16 protein-coding genes and 2 tRNA genes are annotated in these 17,642 nt (G+C 67.6%); 9 read left to right on the forward strand and 9 right to left on the reverse strand.

Going from position 1 to position 17,642, the window contains the following annotated elements; all coding sequences use genetic code 11:
• Positions 1 to 128: 128 nt before the first annotated feature.
• Positions 129 to 202: transfer RNA gene (locus ACFVVK_RS03975), tRNA-Met, on the forward strand.
• A gap of 114 nt (positions 203 to 316) precedes the next feature.
• Positions 317 to 393 (forward strand) — tRNA-Met (locus ACFVVK_RS03980).
• A gap of 52 nt (positions 394 to 445) precedes the next feature.
• On the opposite strand, the gene ACFVVK_RS03985 is transcribed toward ACFVVK_RS03980, so the two are convergent.
• The 3 genes from ACFVVK_RS03985 to ACFVVK_RS03995 form a co-directional block, all read right to left on the reverse strand.
• Positions 446 to 1,870 (reverse strand): cryptochrome/photolyase family protein, encoded by a 1,425-nt coding sequence (locus tag ACFVVK_RS03985; protein ID WP_390263750.1) that lies wholly within the window; start codon positions 1,868 to 1,870, stop codon positions 446 to 448.
• 187 nt (positions 1,871 to 2,057) lie between these two features.
• Complete coding sequence (locus ACFVVK_RS03990) at positions 2,058 to 2,849, reverse strand: PspA/IM30 family protein (protein ID WP_390263752.1); 792 nt, start codon at positions 2,847 to 2,849, stop codon at positions 2,058 to 2,060.
• 128 nt (positions 2,850 to 2,977) lie between these two features.
• Positions 2,978 to 5,047, reverse strand: a complete 2,070-nt coding sequence (locus ACFVVK_RS03995; protein WP_390263754.1) for a TPM domain-containing protein — start codon at positions 5,045 to 5,047, stop codon at positions 2,978 to 2,980.
• A gap of 298 nt (positions 5,048 to 5,345) precedes the next feature.
• On the opposite strand from ACFVVK_RS03995, the gene ACFVVK_RS04000 reads away from it, so the two are divergent.
• The 6 genes from ACFVVK_RS04000 to ACFVVK_RS04025 all read left to right on the forward strand — a co-directional run bounded on the left by ACFVVK_RS04000 (position 5,346) and on the right by ACFVVK_RS04025 (position 11,778).
• Complete coding sequence (locus ACFVVK_RS04000; RefSeq protein ID WP_390263756.1) at positions 5,346 to 6,953, forward strand: trypsin-like peptidase domain-containing protein; 1,608 nt, start codon at positions 5,346 to 5,348, stop codon at positions 6,951 to 6,953.
• Positions 6,954 to 7,172: 219 nt separating this feature from the next.
• A complete protein-coding gene (locus ACFVVK_RS04005; RefSeq protein WP_390264354.1) occupies positions 7,173 to 7,973 on the forward strand; it encodes an electron transfer flavoprotein subunit beta/FixA family protein in 801 nt (266 codons plus the stop codon).
• A gap of 15 nt (positions 7,974 to 7,988) precedes the next feature.
• Positions 7,989 to 8,942, forward strand: coding sequence for an electron transfer flavoprotein subunit alpha/FixB family protein (locus tag ACFVVK_RS04010; protein ID WP_390263759.1), 954 nt, complete (start codon positions 7,989 to 7,991; stop codon positions 8,940 to 8,942).
• A 22-nt stretch (positions 8,943 to 8,964) separates the two neighbouring features.
• On the forward strand, positions 8,965 to 9,726 hold the full coding sequence (locus ACFVVK_RS04015; RefSeq protein WP_390264356.1) for a PIG-L deacetylase family protein: 762 nt from the start codon (positions 8,965 to 8,967) through the stop codon (positions 9,724 to 9,726).
• Positions 9,727 to 9,802: 76 nt separating this feature from the next.
• Entirely contained in the window at positions 9,803 to 10,333 is a 531-nt protein-coding gene (locus ACFVVK_RS04020; protein WP_390263761.1) for a gluconokinase, read from the forward strand.
• 41 nt (positions 10,334 to 10,374) lie between these two features.
• Positions 10,375 to 11,778: a gluconate:H+ symporter gene (locus ACFVVK_RS04025; protein ID WP_390264359.1), complete on the forward strand. Its 1,404-nt coding sequence runs from the start codon at positions 10,375 to 10,377 to the stop codon at positions 11,776 to 11,778.
• Between the two features lie 147 nt (positions 11,779 to 11,925).
• On the opposite strand, the gene ACFVVK_RS04030 is transcribed toward ACFVVK_RS04025, so the two are convergent.
• The 5 genes from ACFVVK_RS04030 to ACFVVK_RS04050 all read right to left on the reverse strand — a co-directional run bounded on the left by ACFVVK_RS04030 (position 11,926) and on the right by ACFVVK_RS04050 (position 15,801).
• Positions 11,926 to 12,804, reverse strand: coding sequence for an anti-sigma factor domain-containing protein (locus tag ACFVVK_RS04030; protein ID WP_390263764.1), 879 nt, complete (start codon positions 12,802 to 12,804; stop codon positions 11,926 to 11,928).
• 11 nt (positions 12,805 to 12,815) lie between these two features.
• Positions 12,816 to 13,421, reverse strand: coding sequence for an ECF RNA polymerase sigma factor SigK (sigK, locus tag ACFVVK_RS04035; protein ID WP_390263766.1), 606 nt, complete (start codon positions 13,419 to 13,421; stop codon positions 12,816 to 12,818).
• A gap of 244 nt (positions 13,422 to 13,665) precedes the next feature.
• Positions 13,666 to 14,133, reverse strand: a complete 468-nt coding sequence (locus ACFVVK_RS04040) for a tRNA (cytidine(34)-2'-O)-methyltransferase (protein ID WP_390264362.1) — start codon at positions 14,131 to 14,133, stop codon at positions 13,666 to 13,668.
• Between the two features lie 28 nt (positions 14,134 to 14,161).
• Complete coding sequence (locus tag ACFVVK_RS04045) at positions 14,162 to 15,142, reverse strand: J domain-containing protein (protein WP_390263769.1); 981 nt, start codon at positions 15,140 to 15,142, stop codon at positions 14,162 to 14,164.
• A 230-nt stretch (positions 15,143 to 15,372) separates the two neighbouring features.
• Entirely contained in the window at positions 15,373 to 15,801 is a 429-nt protein-coding gene (locus ACFVVK_RS04050; RefSeq protein ID WP_390263771.1) for a hypothetical protein, read from the reverse strand.
• Positions 15,802 to 15,894: 93 nt separating this feature from the next.
• Between ACFVVK_RS04050 and ACFVVK_RS04055 the strand changes: the two genes are divergently transcribed.
• Positions 15,895 to 16,665 carry a helix-turn-helix transcriptional regulator gene (locus ACFVVK_RS04055; protein WP_390263774.1) on the forward strand — a complete coding sequence of 257 codons (771 nt, stop codon included), beginning with the start codon at positions 15,895 to 15,897 and terminating at the stop codon, positions 16,663 to 16,665.
• Positions 16,666 to 16,689: 24 nt separating this feature from the next.
• On the opposite strand, the gene ACFVVK_RS04060 is transcribed toward ACFVVK_RS04055, so the two are convergent.
• On the reverse strand, positions 16,690 to 17,598 hold the full coding sequence (locus ACFVVK_RS04060) for a DMT family transporter (protein WP_390263778.1): 909 nt from the start codon (positions 17,596 to 17,598) through the stop codon (positions 16,690 to 16,692).
• Positions 17,599 to 17,642: the final 44 nt, after the last annotated feature.

Here is a 17,642-nt window from a genome sequence, read left to right on the forward strand (position 1 = left end):
GCGGCAAGCCCGGCCTTTGGCTTCTCTGTTGACCTCCGGCCGGGTTGCGGGAGCGTCCGACGGGAGATGCACATCACGTCACGCCGATTTGGCCCCATGTTCACCGCCGGGTAGAGTAGTTAGTGCGACGCGGGGTGGAGCAGTTCGGTAGCTCGCTGGGCTCATAACCCAGAGGTCACAGGTTCAAATCCTGTCCCCGCAACTGGAGAAGAAAGTCCGGAACACTGGAAACGGTGTTCCGGACTTTCTGCGTTAAGCGCCAGGAAGCGGCTGTGGTCATGGCGGCCCCGAAAGTAGGGTATTGTTGTTCGAGCGACGCGGGGTGGAGCAGTTCGGTAGCTCGCTGGGCTCATAACCCAGAGGTCACAGGTTCAAATCCTGTCCCCGCAACCAGAAAGCATTAACAGGAAAGGCCCGGATCCAAGGATCCGGGCCTTTCCTGTCCTCAGCCGTCCTTGAGCCGCTGGTAGGTCACGAGCGCACGCGCCCGGGACTCGGCCAGGTCCACGATGGGTGCCGGGTAGCCCGGGGCAGCGCCGTCGGCCTTCCAAGGCTCGTGGACGGCCTTGCCCTCCAGCGCGGCGAGCTCGGAAACGTACGCGCGCAGGTAACCTCCGGCGGCGTCGAACTTTTTGCTCTGCGTGACCGGGTTGAAGATCCGAAAATACGGTGAAGCGTCTGCCCCTGACCCAGCCACCCACTGCCAGTTGGCCGGGTTGCTTGCGGCATCAGCATCCACCAGGGTGTCCCAAAACCACGCCTCGCCGATCCGCCAGTCCGCCAGCAGGTTCTTCACCAGGAACGATGCCGCCGCCATCCGCACCCGGTTGTGCATCCAGCCGGTCTGCCAGAGCTGGCGCATGCCCGCGTCGACCAGCGGGAAGCCCGTGCGGCCCTGCTGCCAGGCCGCCAGCTCGGTTGCCGACGGCATTCGCCACTGGAAGCGGTCGAACTCCGGCCGGTAGTTCCGCGTCGCCAGATCCGGGTTCTCGTAGAGCAGCTGCCAGCAGAATTCGCGCCAGCCGAGTTCAGCACGGAAGATCCCGACGTCGGCCGGCGCCACCGGCCCGTGGTGTTCCCGCAGCGTGTGCCAGATTCGGAACGGGCTGATTTCGCCAAACCGCAGATGGGGCGATAGCCGGCTGGTGCCTTCGACGCCGGGGATGTCGCGTCCGCGGCCGTATTGGGCTGCCGGGCCGTCCACGAAATCGGCCAGGCGGTTATGGGCGCCGGCTTCGCCCGGCGTCCAGGTCCCCGCCAGCCCGCTACTCCAGTCGGGATTGCGGGGGAGCAGACCCCAGCTTTCGAGCGGTTCGCTCGCGGGCGGGGCTCCTCCGGGGGTGAACGCCGGAGTCGGCAGGCGGTCCGGGGCGGCCAATGGCAGGCGCGGCTCGGTGCCGGCGAGGCAGGCCCTCCAGAACGGCGTGAAGACCTTGTAGGGCCCGCCGCCGCCTGTCCGCACAGTCCACGGCTCGAACATGAGGTTGGCCTGGTAGCTGGTGGCGCTGATGCCCTCGGCAGTGGCCCAGTTCTTCAGGCCGGCATCGACGCTGCGCTCGGGCCCGCCGTAGCGGCGGTTCCACAGCAGGGTGCCGGCAGATGTCTCTGCGGCGAGATCCCGGATGATGCTCGCTGCCGGGCCGCGGCGGAGCACGAGCCGCGAGCCCGCGGCTTCCAGCGCGGCTCCGAGCCGGGCCAGGGAGTGGTGCAGCCACCACTTCACGGCACCGCCCAGGGGCCGGATGCCGGGCGATACTTCGTCGAGGACGTAGACGACGGTCAGGGAAGTGCCCAAAGCGGCGGCCTCGGCCAGCGCGGGATTGTCATCCAGCCGGAGGTCGTCGCGGAGCCAGACGAGGGTCGCAGACATGGGTCCACGGTACACGCGCGGCCGGAGGCAGGGGCAACAGTGCACGCCGCAATGCCGGGCACGGCACAACAAAGGCCGGGCTCCGGCGGGTGAGCCTGGAATCAGGCATATCCGCCGGAACCCGGCCGAAACTGGGGGACCCTGGCCTGGAGCGGGGGCGCGCCCGCTGTCCGGAACCGGGGGCCGGTTAGAGCTTGTCGAAGTCGGCTTCGTCGACCGTGGAGTCGGGCGCGGCGGTCCGGTCCCCGGTACCAATGGCCGCGGGGGAGCTACCGGACTTCAGCGCCGCAAGCCGGGCTTCGATCTCGGTCTGTTCGCCCAGGTCTTCCAGCGAATTGAACTGGGCATCCAGGCTTGAGGCAGCGAGTTCCTGCTGGCCGCGGACCTTGGCTTCCTCGCGGCGGATCTTCTCTTCGAAGCGGCCCACCTCGGACGTGGGGTCCATGATGTTGATGCTCTTGAGGGCGTCGTGGACCTGGCTCTGCGCCGCCACGGTCTTGGAACGGGCCACCAGCTCATTGCGCTTGCTGGTCAGTTCGTTCAGCTTGCCCTTCATCTGGTCAAGGCCCTGCTTGAGCTTGTCCACCACCTCGGTCTGGGACGCGATGCTCGGCGCGGAGGCCTTTGCCTCATTCTCAGAGGCGATCTGGCGCTGCAGCGCAACCTTGGCCAGGTTATCGAACTTCTCCGCATCACCGGAGTCGCCCTTGGCCCGGTATTCGTCGGCCTTCCGGGACGCGGCGAGGGCCTTGTTGCCCCAGTCCTGGGCGTTGCGGATGTCCTCGTTGTAGTCGTCCTGGAGCATGCGCAGGTTGCCGATGGTCTGGGCGACGGCGGACTCAGCCTCGGCGATGTTGTTCGAGTAGTCACGGACCATCTGGTCCAGCATCTTCTGCGGATCCTCCGCCTGGTCCAGTATCGAGTTGATGTTGGCCTTCGCCAGCTGCGCCATGCGGCCGAAAATGGACTGCTTAACCATGGTGTTACCTTTCGTCCTGCTCAGTTGTCTCACTGATTCCAGTGAACAGATGATGTATCGCTTCTCCCGCAGCCGGCGCCTGTCAGCCGGCGCGTGGCTTGGAATGTTCCCGGTGCGGCGCCCGCAGGCTAGAAACTGCCCGAGTCGCCGCCGCCGAAGTCACCGCCCCCGCCGAAGTCGCCGCCGCCCCAGCCGCCGCCAGAGTCGCCGCCCCAGCCGCCGCCGGAGTCACCGCCGCCCCAGCCTCCGCCGCCGCCCCAGCCTCCGCCGCCTCCGCCGTGGAGGATCGAGTTGATGAGGATACCGCCGAGGATGGCGCCGCCGAGGCCTCCGCCGCCGCTGCCGCCGAACATCCCGCCGCGGCCGTAACCCTGGTTGGCGTAGCCGTCGAAGTGGTCAACATCGGACTGGGCCAGCTGTGCGGCCTGTGCGGCCAGCGCGTACGCCTGCTGCGCGTACTGCACGGCCGTGACCGGGTCGGTGCGGGAAATGGAGAGCGCGTAGTCCAGGTTCCGCTGGGCTTCCGCCAGGCGCGTGCGGGCCTCGGTACCCACGCCGCCGCGGCGGGCGGTGATGTAGTCCGACGTCGCACTGATCTGCGCCTGGGCCGACATGATGGTCTGCTGCAGCGAAGCCTGGGCGCGGCGTGCCTGCTCCTGTTGGTCGCGGATTCCGCCCAGCGACTGGTCCAGTGTCTGGTGCGCCGTCGTGACCCGTTCCAGGGTGGCGATGGGATCGATCTTGCCGCCCTGGATCTCCGCCTTGACCTGCGCCAGCGCCGCTTCCACGGCGGCCACCGGGCCGGAAAGTTCGGGATGGGCGCCGGACTGGAGTATCGCCTTCGCCTGGGCCAGGTCCTGGGCGGTGTCTGCGACGGCTGATTCCAGGCCGCTGCGCGCCTCGTCGAGGCTGCCGGCCACCTTGGTGATCGCGCCGATCAGCACGTTCGTCTGGTGCAGGCTTTCCTCCGCGGCCCGCACGGCCACCGCGGCCAGGCTGTTCTCGCCCGCGGCGAGCTTTTCCTTTGCCGCTGCGGAGGCGTTCTGCACGAAGTCGAGGCGTTCCTTCGCCTGCTTGATGTTGTCCGCCACCGGGACCAGCGCGCTCTCGGCGTACTTGGCGCGCAACTCCGTCAGCGAGCGTTCGGCGCTGGCAATCTTGGCCTCGGCGTCGGCGGCTCCGGTACCGACGGCGGCCAGGGCCTGCGGCGCGTTCTTCTCCAGCTCCCGAAGCGAATCAAAGTCCGCTTTCTGCTCCTGCAGCGATGCCAGGGCGGCTTCGGAACGGCGGATGATTTCGCCGAGCCAGCTCCGTTGCTGCTCCTCGGTGTCGGGAATGTGGTCGTCGAGCTGCTGCTGCAGCTTGAACGACTCCGTCATGTGGCCCTTGGCCTCCTGCAGCGCCTTGGTGAAATTGCCGACCGCCGAGTCGCCATACTGGGCCTGGGCGAATCCCAGTTCCTGCTCGCTGGACTTGATGGCGTCGTCGGCCTCGATCAGCAACGAATCGCTCTTCCGGCGCAGCTCCGTCACGCTGAGCCCCGCCAGCGGGTCCGCCGGCCCGGCTGCAGTCCCGGAGGAAGCCCCTGCGCCCTGGGCAGCCTTCTTCCGGCGGTTGCGGAGATACAGATAGGCTCCGGCCCCGCCCGCGGCCACGACGCCCACCCCCACAAGGACGGCGCTGCCCGCTCCGGCGCCGGACGGGACCGACCCGCTGCCGCCGCCCGCCGCGTCACCCACGGCGGCGGCCGTGTCGATCGCCGCCTGCGCAAAGTCGCGCTTTCCGCCGGCAAGGTTTGGAACGATCGCGTTCTGCGCGATGTTGCTCGTCTTCGGATAGATGGCGCTGGCGGAGCTGGGGGAGAAGTAGTAATGGCCGTCGTCGGACATCGTGAGGATGACGTCGGCCTTGCCCATGCCCTTGTTCGTGGCGACGGCCTGGGCCCAGCCCTTGGGATCCGTGGGATTCTCAAAGGTTTTGGCCGTGACGACGTACAGGTTGTACTTGTGGTCCTTCAACAACGTCTGGATCGCGTCCTGGACTTCGCCCTTGCGGCTGCCAAGCAGGTTCCCGCTGTCCACGATGTTCTGCCCGGAGGGGATGGTCACCGGATCTTCGGCCATGGCCGGAGCGGCGGGAAGCGCCAGCAATCCGGCCACGCCAAGGACGGCGAGGAAACGATTGAACTTTGACCGCATGTGCAACCCTTCAGCACTTCTGCGACCGGTTCGGTCGAACCAGTCGTTCCAGAATGCAGCAGCGCCCCCACGCAGATGTAAAGCCGCAGGTCGCTGTGGCAATTCCATTTGATTCTATGGTGCACCCAAATGGCAGTCCACCTACGGGAATATGCCACCAGCGAAACGCGCTTAAGCAGGGGAAAACACGTGCCGGAGCCGGCCGTCCGTCCGTTCAGGAACCTCCCAGCAAATGTCCGCTCTAGTATCAGTCAGGGCGTCCATAGTTAATAGGCAGAAGAGGATGAAAGGAAGTCTCATGACTGAGAACCCAGTGCCGGGTGCATCACCGAAGCCGACACCCCAGAATCAGGATTCGGCGGGAGCGCAAGATGGCGTCCCGGCGGAGCCGCACGTCTCAGCGCAGACGCATGATTCGGCGCAGCCGGAGGCGACCCCTGGTTCTCCTGCGCCCGTCAACCCCACTCTTCGGCTGGACCACGCCGAAGACGGCGCGCCGCGTCCGGTCTATCCGCAGCATCAGCCCGCCCAGCCCTCCCAGCCCGGCCAGTCGCAGCCCGGCCAGTCCCAGTACGGACAGTTCCAGTACGGCCAGGCCCCCTACGGTGCCGCACATTCCGGCGGCCAGTCGCCGTCGGGTCCGTCCTACGCTTCCAGCTCCTTCTTTGCCAACAACCCTGCCAACGCCCCCAAGCGCAAGGCGGCGTTCGGCGTCCCGACCCTCGTGGCCAGCATGGTGGCGGCGGGACTGATCGGCGGCGGCGTGGTCGCCGGAAGCAACGCCCTGCTCGTGGACCGCCCCAGCGCAGCCTCGACGAGCAGCACCACCCAGGCCGGACCCGTGATCGTCAACGACAGGGAAGAGGTTAACGCCATCTCCGCGGCCGCCCTCAAGGCGTCGCCGAGCGTTGTTACCATCAAGGCCACCAGCGGCAGCGACGGCGGCACGGGCAGCGGCATCATCCTCGATACCGACGGACATGTCCTCACCAACACCCACGTGGTGACGCTCGACGGCAAGACCGCGAACGCTGCGATGGAGGTCCGGACGAGCGACGGTAAGGTGTTCTCCGCGAAGATTGTCGGCACCGATCCGCTTTCCGACCTCGCCGTCATCAAGATCGACAATCCCTCTGGGCTGGTCCCCGCAACCCTGGGTGACTCGAGCAAGCTCAACGTCGGCGACACCGCCGTCGCCATCGGCTCGCCGCTCGGACTCACCGGCACGGTCACCGACGGCATCGTCTCCACCCTGAACCGCACCATCAGCGTGGCGTCCTCGGCCGCGCCGAAGAACGGCCAGGACAACTCGCAGGGCGGTGGCCAGGGCTTCCAGTTCGCGCCCCCCGGCGGCGGCCAGGCCCAGAGCACGGCGGACCAGGGATCCATCTCCATCAACGTCATCCAGACTGACGCGGCCATCAACCCGGGCAACTCCGGCGGCGCGCTGGTCAACACCAAGGGCGAGATCATCGGCGTCAACGTCGCCATCGCCTCCGCCGGCGGAGACTCGGCCACCGGCAGCAGCAGCGGCAACATCGGCGTGGGCTTCAGCATCCCGATCAACAACGCCAAACGGGTGGCCCAGGAGATCATCAGCAGCGGCAAGGCCACCCACGCGCAGTTCGGCGTCAGCGTCAAGCCCAAGGCCGCAGGCTCGTCAACCTCAGGATTCTCGGTGGGCGCCGAGGTCGCAACTGTCGAGTCCGGTTCCGCCGCGGACAAAGCCGGCATCAAGGTCGGCGACGTCGTGACGAAGTTCCAGGATCTGGCGATCAGCGATCCCAACCAGTTGACCGCCGCGGTCCGCGAACAGGCCGCGGGGTCCACGGTCAAGGTCACGGTCCTCCGCGGCGGCCAGCCGAAGGAAGTTGATGTAACCCTCGGCGCTGCCGCCGAACAGTAGAGGGAACCGTAGCAAGGCCGGGCAGCACCAACGGGTGCGGCCCGGCCTTAGCCGTGCCCGGGACAGGGCATGGACACAGGCGTTAACCAAGGCCGCGGCCTCCGGCGGCTATATGGTTAGCTAGGAACAGCCCGGCTACGGTCGTTCCGTGGCCATGACCCCGCCAGGGGCGGCTATCCACCCGCATGGAAGGCTGCTGTAGACACAGTGGAAGAGACTCTGAAAATCATTGTGCTGGTCAAGCACGTCCCTGATGCGCAGTTCGACCGCCATCTCACCGGTGAGGGCAACACCACGGACCGCTCCGAAAGCATCCTGTCCGAACTCGATGAATACGCCCTGGAAGCGGCGCTGCAACTGATCGAAGCCCGCGGCGGAGAAGCGGCCGGCAACCAGGTCATTGCCCTGAGCATGGGCCCGGCCGGGGCAGTCAACGCGGTCAAGAAATCCCTGCAGATCGGCGCCACGGAAGGCGTGCACCTCAGCGACGACGCCTTGGCCGGTTCGGACGCCGCAGCAACGTCCCTGGCACTGGCCGCGGCGATCAGGCACGTCGGCGCGGAGACCCCCGCGGACCTGGTCCTCACCGGCATGGCCTCCACGGACGGTGAGACCTCCCTGGTCCCGGCACAGCTCGCCGAGCGGCTGGGACTTCCGCAGGTGACGTTCGCGGCGTCGCTGGAGCTCGACGGCGGCAAGCTCACCGCCCGCCGCGACGGCGACTCCCACTCCGACACCATCGAGGCCCGGCTGCCGGCCGTCGTCTCGGTCACCGACCAGATCAACGAGCCCCGGTACCCCAACTTCAAGGGCATCATGGCGGCCAAGAAGAAGACCATCACCACGTTGTCCCTTGCCGATATCGGCGTGGACGCGTCGCAGGTGGGCAGGGCCGGTTCCTGGACCGCCGTCGAAACCGCGGAGGCCCGCCCGCCGCGCACGGCCGGCACCATCATCACCGACGAAGGCGACGCCGGCATCCAGCTGGTCGAGTTCCTGGCCGCCCAGAAGCTGCTCTAAGGGGATTATCCGAACATGCCAAAAGTACTTGTTTTCATCGACAACCCCGGCCAGGCGCTGAAAAAGTCCAGCCTGGAGCTGCTGACCATCGCCCGGTCCCTCGGGGAACCGGCCGTTGCCTTCAACGGCGAGCTGCAGGACGGCGTCGCCCGCTCCCTGGGCGAATACGGCGCGCAGGCACTCTACCGCCCTTCGGCCGGCGACCTCGACGACTACCTCGTGGGCCCCAAGGCGTCCTATCTGGCAGCCGCGGTGCAGACCTCCGGCGCCACCGTTGTCCTCGCCGAGAACTCCGCCGAGGGCAAGGAAATCGCCGCCCGGCTCGGGATCAAGCTTGGCGCGGGCGTCATCACCGACGTCGTAGCCGTGGACCCGGACGGAACGGCCCACAAGTCCGTCCTCGCCGGCTCGTACACCAGCACGTCGAAGGCCACCACGCCGGTGGCCGTGCTCACCGTCAAGCCCAACAGCATCACACCCGAACCGGCCGTTACCGGCACCGCCCCGGCAACCACGACGGTCAACGTCCCGGAGACAGCCACCGCAGCCTCGGCCCGCATCACGGCCCGCAACGAGAAGCCGGCCAGCGGGCGGCCCGACCTGGCTGAGGCGAGGATCGTCGTAGCCGGCGGCCGCGGCGTGGACGGGAACTTCGGCCCGCTCGAGGAACTCGCCGACACCCTGGGAGCCGCTCTGGGCGCCTCGCGGGCGGCCACCGACGCCGGCTGGATCGGCCACGACGCCCAGATCGGCCAGACCGGCAAAACGGTCTCGCCCCAGCTCTACATCTCCGCCGGAATCTCCGGCGCCATCCAGCAAAAGGCCGGCATGCAGACGGCCAAGGTCATCGTTGCGGTGAACAAGGACGCCGAGTCGCCGGTTTTCGAGATCGCGGATTTCGGCATCGTCGGCGACCTCTTCAAGGTGCTGCCGCAGGCCACTGAAGAGATCAAGAAACGCAGAGGCTGACCGCGTGAGCACCGACGCCCCCATGGCGCAAAGCCCGTTCGATCCGGAAACGTCCCGGATCGAACGGGTGCTTTGTTTCACCGCCCACCCCGACGACATCGACTTCGGCGCCGCCGGCACCATCGCGGCCTGGACCCGCGCCGGGGTGCAGGTCAGCTACTGCATCATGACCGACGGCGACGCCGGCGGCTTCGATCCCGCGCAGCGCGAGGAGATCGTGCGGCTGCGCACTGCCGAGCAGCAGCGCGCCGCCGCGCTCGTCGGCGTGACCGACATCCACTATCTGCACCAGCGCGACGGGTACCTGGAACCCTCGCATGAGGTGATGCGCGACGTGGTCCGGCTGATCCGGCAACTGCGGCCCGACGTCGTGCTGTCCATGCATCCGGAACGAAACTGGAACCGGATCCAGAAGAGCCATCCGGACCACCTCGCGGTGGGGGAGGCGGTGACGCGCGCGGTGTATCCGGCGCTGGAGAACCCCTTTGCCTACCCGGAACTCGCCGCGGCCGGACTCGCCGCTTACAAGCTGCCGTGGCTCTGGCTCTTCGCCGGACCCGAGGAACGCGAGAACCACTTCGTGGACGTGACGGACCACGTCGGGAGCAAGCTCGCCGCCATCCACATCCACACCAGCCAGCATCCCGACGTGGCGGCCATGGACCGCACCGTCCGCGGACTCATGCTGGAGGTCGGGGCACGCGCCGGCCTGCCACCCGGACGCAGTGCCGAAGCCTTTCATGTCGTAACTGTGAACGGGGCGGGCACCATCGCGGGGTTCTGATGTTGCCCTGATGTAACCCGTGTCATATGCTGGAATCTGTTTAAATCATATTTATTTTTATGAAAGGCAGACTTTGATGGCGAAGACTGCGCAGTACCCCGTCCTTGTGGTCATGGGTGTCTCCGGCTCCGGCAAATCGACCGTGGCAGGGCTACTGGCCGGCCGCCTGGGCTGGGACCTTGCCGAAGGCGATGACCTCCACCCCGAGTCCAACGTGGCGAAGATGCACGCGGGCCTGCCGCTGACCGATGAGGACCGGTGGCCCTGGCTTGAGAGCATCGCCGGGTGGATCCGGGCCCACACGGCCGCAGGAACCCCGGGCGTCGTGACCTGTTCGGCACTGAAGAAGCGCTACCGGGACATCCTCCGCGGCGAAGGCGTAGTGTTTGTGTTCCTTGAGGGCAGCAGGGACCGCATCTCCGACAGGCTGGCGTCCCGTCACGGGCACTTCATGCCCCCGGCCCTGCTGGAATCCCAGTTCGAGGCACTCGAAGCGCCCACCGAGGACGAAAACTTCATCAGCCTGTGTGTCTCCGCAACGCCGTTGGAAGAGGCACAGGAAATCATCGATCGACTTAATCTCGACGCCGGCGACGCCAGGCCCTGAGCCGGCGAACCGCAGCGCACCAAGGAAACGTTTTGAAATCTCTGATAGCAACGCAGCTTTCAGCTGCCGCTGAGGCCACCGACGGCGTCAACACCCAGCTGCTGATCGTAGCCGGCCTGGGCATCGCCCTGATCGTGGTGCTGATTGCCAAGTTTAAGTTCCACCCGTTTTTGGCCCTGATACTGGGCTCCGGGTTCGTGGGCCTCGCCGCCGGCGTGGAACCGGCCAAGGTGATCGGCAACTTCGAGGACGGGGTCGGCGGCGTCCTGAAGGAAGTCGGCCTGCTGATCGCCCTCGGCGCCATGCTGGGCAAACTGCTCGCCGATTCCGGCGGCGCCAACAAGGTGGTCGACACCCTGCTGGCCAAAGCCACCGGAAACAAGCTGGTCTGGTCCATCACCCTCGTCGCCGTGATCATCGGCCTGCCGATGTTCTTCGAGATCGGGCTCGTCCTGCTGCTGCCGGTGATCGTCCTGGTCACCCAGCGCTCCAAGATGCCGCTCATGCGCATCGCCATCCCGGCGCTGGCCGGCCTGTCCGTGCTGCACGGACTCGTGCCGCCGCACCCGGGCCCGCTGATCGCGATCAGCGCCGTCAAAGCCGAACTGGGCACCACGCTGGCCCTCGGCATCCTCGTCGCCATCCCCACGGTCATCATCTGCGGACCGCTCTTCTCGCGCCTGGCCGCGCGGTGGGTGCCTGTCGGCGCTCCCGCCGTCGCCGGCGGCGTCGACACCGTGCACGGTGCGGACTTGGAAGGCGTCAAGCGGCCGCCGAGCTTCATTGTCACGCTGATGACCATTCTTTTCCCGGTGGTGCTGATGCTGCTCAGGGCCGTCATGGACATCATCTGGCCCGACCCCAAGACGGCGCCGGCCATCCGGACCTTCTTCGACTTCGTCGGTCAGCCGCTGGTCGCCATGACCCTCGCAGTCCTGCTGGCCATGGTGACCTTCGGCTACACCGTGGGCCTCAACGGCGCCTTGATTACGAAAAAGCTCGGCGCCAGCCTGGGCCCGATCGCGGCGATCCTGCTGATCGTCGGCGCCGGCGGCGGCTTCAAGCAGACGCTGATCGGCGCCGGCGTGGGCGACTCCGTGAAGGCCTGGGCCGAGGGCACCAACATGTCCGTCCTGCTGCTCGGGTACATCGTGGCCGTTGCCCTGCGCCTGGCTACAGGCTCGGCGACCGTCGCCACCGTGACGGCTGCCGGCATCGTGGCACCGCTCGCCAGTTCGCTGTCACCGACCCATGCCGCACTGCTCGCGCTCGCCATCGGTGCCGGCTCGCTGTTCCTCTCGCACGTGAACGACGCCGGTTTCTGGCTCGTCAAGGAGCTGTTCGGACTGACCGTGGGACAGACGTTCAAGACCTGGTCCGTCATGGAGACGCTGATCTCCGTCGTGAGCTTCGGCCTGGTCATGCTGCTCTCGCTCGTCATATAGCGCCCTCAAGGAATCCCGCGCCGTCTGCACCCGCCTTAACGCAGGAAGCCGCCCGGCTTTGTCCCCTTCAACGCAAGGAGGCAAGGCCGGGCGGCTTTCTTGTCGGCGGACAAAGGCGTCCCCGCGGGCCGTGCCGGGACAGTACAGCTAGGCGCCCAGCGGCGCCGCCGCGACCGTCGGCAGCGTCGGCGACGCCGACCCGCCCGTCGGTTCCACCGTGATGCCAAGGGCCGCGGCGGAGTCGATGCCCTTGACCACTGCCGGCTTGGACAGGGCCTCGGCGTCCATGAGGCCCTGGGACACCGGTGCCGAGCCGTCCTTGGGGATCAGCCACATTTGGTAGACCTTGCCCGGGGGCGGCGCCGGGACGCCATTCATCTGGACGACGGCGGCGTCTCTGGACTGGGAGATCGTCACGGTGGCCGTGCCGCCACCCGTGACGTCGACGGTGGCCTGCCGGACGTCGCCGGCCTGCCGGACCTGGGTCAGGGGATCGTTCTGGTTCGCCACGTAGGCGCCGACCCCCACGCCGCCAAGGGCAATGACGGCCGCGGCGGCGACGCCGATAAGCCAGTTCCGTGTGCCGTGCGGGCGGCGGCGTTCTTCCTTGCGCTTGCGCGCCGCGGCGAGCTCGTCGGTGGCTGGCGGCTCGGTGCCTTCGCGGGCGGGTGGGGCCGCTTCCGGTGCGGTTTGCTGACCGGCGCCGGGCGGGGGGACAGCGGCCGGGGCTGCCGCCTGGGCCGGCAGGGAGGACATGATCCGGTCCAACAGCCCGGCGGGAGGCTCTTCCTCGGCGGTAAAGCTCACGGCCAGGGTTTCGCGGGCCTGCCGGACCCGCTCATTGAAGGCGTTCCGGTCCGAAGCGGGTGCAGAGGCCAGGAAGTGCTCGATCGCGGCACGGTCGAGGTCGTCGACGGCGTTGAGCGCGTACACCTCGGCAAGGTCCACGACCCTGCCCGACGCGAGGTCGGCGGCGATGTCTGCCGAGAAGCCGCCGGGGCGGCGGCTGTTCTCAGGTGCGTTCATGTCGGTCACTTTCAGCTCACCCCCAAGCAGGTCTTCAGTCGGATAAGTCCATCGCGGATGCGGGACTTGATGGTGGGCACCGCGGCGTTCAGCCTCTCGGCCACTTCCCGGTACGTGAGGCCGCCGTAGTATGCCAGCCGGACAGACTCCTGCTGTGTTTCGGTCAGCGTCTCCAAGCACCGGACGACGGCTTCGGCCTCGAGCCGGCTGCCGACCTCGTCCGAGACGGCATCGTGGTCGATCTCCTGGCTGCTGGCGCCGTACCTGGCTTCGCGGTCAGTGGCGGACTGCGTGGACCGGACCTTGTCCACGGCGCGGCGGTGGGAGATGGTCATGAGCCAAGCGAGCGGGCTGCCGGCGGCGGCGTTAAAGTTGGCGGCGTTCTGCCAGACCTGCAGGAAGACCTCCTGGGTGGTGTCCTCGCTCAGTTCGGTATCGATCAGGACCCGGCGTGCCATGCCGAAGACCCGCCTCGAAGTCAGGTTGTAGAATTCCGCGAAAGCCGCCTGATCGCCCTGGGCAATTAGCCCGAGCAGACTGCCGAGCCGGCCGTTGATGTCGGCGGAGGTGCCTGCGGGGGCGGCGCTCCCGGGGTTCGGGGCATTCGGATTTTCCATCACTCCCAAGCATAGGGGGCCTCTCCCCGGACGTGGACCACGGAACGCTGCAGGCGGCGTGGGGCCGGCGGCTGCCCCAGGGCAGGCGCGCCTATCCAGATCTGCTGTGCTCACCCGCGGCTCCTCGCTCCTTTCCGTTTTCCGGCTCTGTTGGCTTAGGGCAGCGGCCCCGTGCGCCCGCCTTCAGAAGGGATTCGGCGCAGCCCGGAGGCCGGATGGGCGGAAATTGCGGGTTCTTTAGCCGTTACAGCTTGGCCCCCGCGAACCCGTTCTGCCGCCAGGCTTCATATACGGCAATGGATGCGGCGTTGGCAAGGTTCAGCGACCGCAGGGCCGGCAGCATCGGCAGGCGGACACGGGACGTTATTTGGGGAGCGTGTTTGATCTCCTCCGGCAGCCCGACGGATTCAGGACCGAACAGCAGGACGTCCCCCGCGCGGTAGCTGATGTCCGTATACGTGGTCTCGCCGTCGGAGGTAAAGGCAAACACCCGCTCCGGCTTCAGCGCAGCCCAGGCCGCACTGATGTCCGGGTGGACGGTCACGACGGCGAGGTCGTGGTAATCGAGGCCGGCCCGCTTGAGCTTGGCGTCGGAAAAATCAAAGCCCAGGGGCTCCACCAGGTGAAGTTCGGCGCCCGTGATGGCTGCCAGCCGGATGGCGTTTCCCGTATTGCCGGGAATTTCGGGGGTGTGGAAGAGGATGCGGAACACCATCCCATCCTAGCGAGCCGCCGGCCGCCTAATGCATTCCGCGCAGCAGCCGGGCGAGCACGGGAACGTTGACGGTATTGGGGGCAGGACCTGAACCGAGGAATAGTTTCAGGCCGCGGACCAGGCCGGCGGCGTTGACCACCTCAACCAGTCCGGAGCCCGCTCCGTCCGCGCGGCCCGCACCGGCCGGGCGGCGGTGCCGGTCGATGACGGGTTGGTGCAGATTTCCGTCCGTGCTGTGGACAACAACCCAGCCGGTGACATTGAGCTCGGGAAAGATGTCCTGCATGCGCCGGACAACGTGGGCCAGCTGGGGCGGGGCCACTGAGCGGGCGCCGTGTGTCAACGTGCTGCCGTTCCAGGCATAGGCGCCCGGCGGCAGCAGCATGGACCCGACGATGGCGAGCCGGTACCCGGCAAGGAGTGCGTGGTCGATGTGGCTGTTGTCCGCCGGGGACTGCAACCCGTTGACGAGGCGCGCGGCAGGAATCACGGTGAGGATCTGCCTGCTGATCAGCTGAACGGTGCGCATCTCGCGCTGGATCCGGGCCTCGGCGCCGAAGATCCCGCGCTTGCGGGGCATGCCGTGGACCTGCTGTCGGGCCACGGCGGCGGGAACCAGCGGCACGGCGGCGCCGCCGTCAAACTGTTCGAAAGGCGGCACATAGATGGGCGCGTCCGCGGCGGTGTTCCGCGGCGTGTTCGGGCGGCGCACGTTCGCCGCGGCCCGGCTTCCGGCGGCCGGTGCGTCGAAGTGCGCGCCGTCGTCGGCGGGGGTCGAGTACGGCCCGCCGGTTGAACTGCCGTAGGAGCGGTCATAGTCCGCGCGGCGCCTTGCGTCGATGAGCGTTTCGTAGGCGAGGGTGACGCGCCTAAACGCCGCAGGATCGCCGCCGTGGTCCGGATGGGCCAGCCTGGCGGCCTTGCGGTACGCCACCTTGATTTCCTTCTCCGTCGCCGTCACGGGGATCCTGAGGACCTGGTAATGCGAGCTGCTGCCCTGCGTCAAACAGAAATCCTTTTCGTCGAAAGTGCCGGCGGTGAAATGCCGGACCGTTCGCGGGCGCCCGGCGTGGCCAGTTTAACCGGCTGAAGGAACAACGAGTGCGCGTGCCGGGATGGTTCCCGGCGAAGGGCAGGATTCTGCCGAACATGGGGGCAGGAATGCGCTGCCAGTTCGGCCTGGCGGCGGCGAACTGGCAGCGGTCCGGCGGCGGCCGGGGTGGCGGCCTGCGCGGTCTACGCGGCCTTGTGCGTGGACAGCGGTGCCGGGGACAGCCTGTTGAGGGCCAGGGCGCCTACGAGCAGCCCGAAGTCACGCAGCGCGACATCGTAGAAGCTGCCGAGGACGAGCAGGTTGATGATGATGCCCAACAGCCAGAGGGCAACGATCGCGGATCCGATGCGCGGCCGCACGGCCACCACCACGCCGGCAACGATTTCCACCACGCCAACGATGTACATGATGGTCTGGGCCGGCAGCGGGACCACCGACGTCGCCACGGGTGCGAGGTACATGGTCCAGTCGGTCAGCAGGTTGGTGAACTTGTCCAGGCCGAAAAGGATCGGCGCAATCACAAAGACGGTCCGCAGCAGCATGAAGGCCTGGCGGTGCCGGGCGGCTTCCAGCTGCGGCGCCGGAGTGGAGAGGACTGGGAAAGCTTTCATGAGACGCTCCTGTTCTAAAAATGGATACTCCGATTTTAGAACCGGTCCGGCGAATTAAGCAATGATTGTTGTTTTTAGAGATATCCTTGGGTCATGACCAGACTTGCGTGGAACAGCCGCCTCGCGGCGGTCGCGTCGCTCGGTGATGAGAACCGCCGGAGGCTGTTCGACTTCGTCGCCAGCGCGGCAGACGCCGTCGGCAGGGACGACGCCGCCAGCGTCCTGGGCCTGGCGCGGAGCACGGCCTCGTTCCATCTGGACAGGCTCGTGAAGGACGGCCTGCTGGCCGTGGAGTTCCGCAAGCTCGGCGGCCGGGAGGGCCCGGGTTCGGGCCGGCCGGCCAAGTTGTACCGGACCGCTGTGGACGAGGTGGCCGCATCGGTCCCCGAGCGGAATTACGATCTCGCCGGCGAGCTGCTGGTTTCCGCAATCGAAGCTGCGTCCGCGGACGGCGGCTCGCCCCGCGAGGCCTTGCTTCACGCGGCCCGTGCGAAGGGCCGTTCGGCGGGTGCGGAGGCCGCCTCCGGAACCGGACCGGCCGAGGCCGGCGCGGCCGGGCCGGCGGCCTCCGAAGCCGCCGGCGGCACGGACAGGACGGCCCCCCTCGCGGATTTCCTGGCCGGGCAGGGCTACTGCCCGGCCGACGACGGTGAGGGGGGACTGCTGCTGCTGAACTGCCCCTTCCACCGCCTCGCCGCCGGCCACACGGACGTGGTTTGCGCCATGAACGGGGCCTTCCTCGGCGGGGCCTCCACGGCTTTGGGGATCGACCCGCGGCGGGTGGAAGCGCTCGACATCGAAGCGCTGAGGAAGCAGGGGAGTGCACGGGCCGGACAGTGCTGCGCCCGGATCCTGCCTTCGTAACCCTGACCTGCAGCCGAGGCCGGACTAGCGGCCCGGCCCGGGCGCTGCCCTTAAGGCGACCGGCGCCGCGGGCCTGGGGCGGCCCTTGATGCCCGTCAGCAGCACGCCGCCGATCACCATCAGGCCGCCTGCCATCTGGGCAGGGGTGAGCGGCGTCCCCAATGCGACTGTGATGATCGCCGTGAAGACAACCATCAGGTTCAGGTAGTTCCCCGCGGTCCCCGACGGGGTGGTCTTCAGGGCAAGGTTCCAGAAGAGGAACGCGCCAAGGGACGGGAACAGGGCGATGTAGGCCAGCGACCAGCCCTCGGCCGGCGTGTCAGGAAACTGCACGTGCATGGCGAGCGCGAACGGCGCCAGGGTCACGGTCGCAATCACCACCTGCACGGCAGTGGCGGCAGTGGCCGGGACGTCCAGCCGGCGGCCGATGATCGTATAGAGGCCCCAGACCACGATCGCGCCGATCATCATCAGCTCGCCGGTGTTGATGGACAGGCTGAACACGCGCTGAAGCTCGCCCCTGGTCAGCACGAGCAGCACCCCCAGCAGGCCAAGGCCGATGCCGAGCCAACCCAGCCGCGTGGTCTTCTCGCCGAGCAGGACGATCGCCATCACCACGATGATGGCCGGATTGGCGGCCGTGATCAGGGAAGCGTTCATGGCTGAGGTGTAGCCCAAGGCCCCGTACAACAGCATTGTGTAGGCGCTCATGCCCAGCACGCTCAGGAGCAGGAGCACCGGCCAGCGGCGAAGTACCGCCCGCCAATCGGGCTTCTCGAAGAAGTGGGCCAGGAGCAGCAGCGGTACGGCCGCAAGCGTCCAGCGCCAGAACGTCAGCTCCAGGGGTGTCATGGAGGCGACCGCCGCCTGGCCGACGACGAAGTTTCCGGACCAGAACAGGGTCGCCAGGACAAGGTAGATGGGCGCTTTCACCGCTTGAATCTACACCAGCGGCGGGTCCCTGCCCGCTCCTTTCC

The sequence above is a fragment of the Arthrobacter sp. NPDC058192 genome (assembly GCF_042883665.1).
GTDB lineage: Bacteria > Actinomycetota > Actinomycetes > Actinomycetales > Micrococcaceae > Arthrobacter.

Bases quoted from the DNA above. Each gene is read 5' to 3' on its own strand.
- ACFVVK_RS03985 (WP_390263750.1), bottom strand. From the start codon at position 1,870: ATGTCTGCGACCCTCGTCTGGCTCCGCGACGACCTCCGGCTGGATGAC.
- ACFVVK_RS03990 (WP_390263752.1), bottom strand. From the start codon at position 2,849: ATGGTTAAGCAGTCCATTTTCGGCCGCATGGCGCAGCTGGCGAAGGCC.
- ACFVVK_RS03995 (WP_390263754.1), bottom strand. From the start codon at position 5,047: ATGCGGTCAAAGTTCAATCGTTTCCTCGCCGTCCTTGGCGTGGCCGGA.
- ACFVVK_RS04000 (WP_390263756.1), top strand. From the start codon at position 5,346: ATGACTGAGAACCCAGTGCCGGGTGCATCACCGAAGCCGACACCCCAG.
- ACFVVK_RS04010 (WP_390263759.1), top strand. From the start codon at position 7,989: ATGCCAAAAGTACTTGTTTTCATCGACAACCCCGGCCAGGCGCTGAAA.
- ACFVVK_RS04015 (WP_390264356.1), top strand. From the start codon at position 8,965: ATGGCGCAAAGCCCGTTCGATCCGGAAACGTCCCGGATCGAACGGGTG.
- ACFVVK_RS04020 (WP_390263761.1), top strand. From the start codon at position 9,803: ATGGCGAAGACTGCGCAGTACCCCGTCCTTGTGGTCATGGGTGTCTCC.
- ACFVVK_RS04030 (WP_390263764.1), bottom strand. From the start codon at position 12,804: ATGAACGCACCTGAGAACAGCCGCCGCCCCGGCGGCTTCTCGGCAGAC.
- sigK (WP_390263766.1), bottom strand. From the start codon at position 13,421: ATGGAAAATCCGAATGCCCCGAACCCCGGGAGCGCCGCCCCCGCAGGC.
- ACFVVK_RS04050 (WP_390263771.1), bottom strand. From the start codon at position 15,801: ATGAAAGCTTTCCCAGTCCTCTCCACTCCGGCGCCGCAGCTGGAAGCC.
- ACFVVK_RS04055 (WP_390263774.1), top strand. From the start codon at position 15,895: ATGACCAGACTTGCGTGGAACAGCCGCCTCGCGGCGGTCGCGTCGCTC.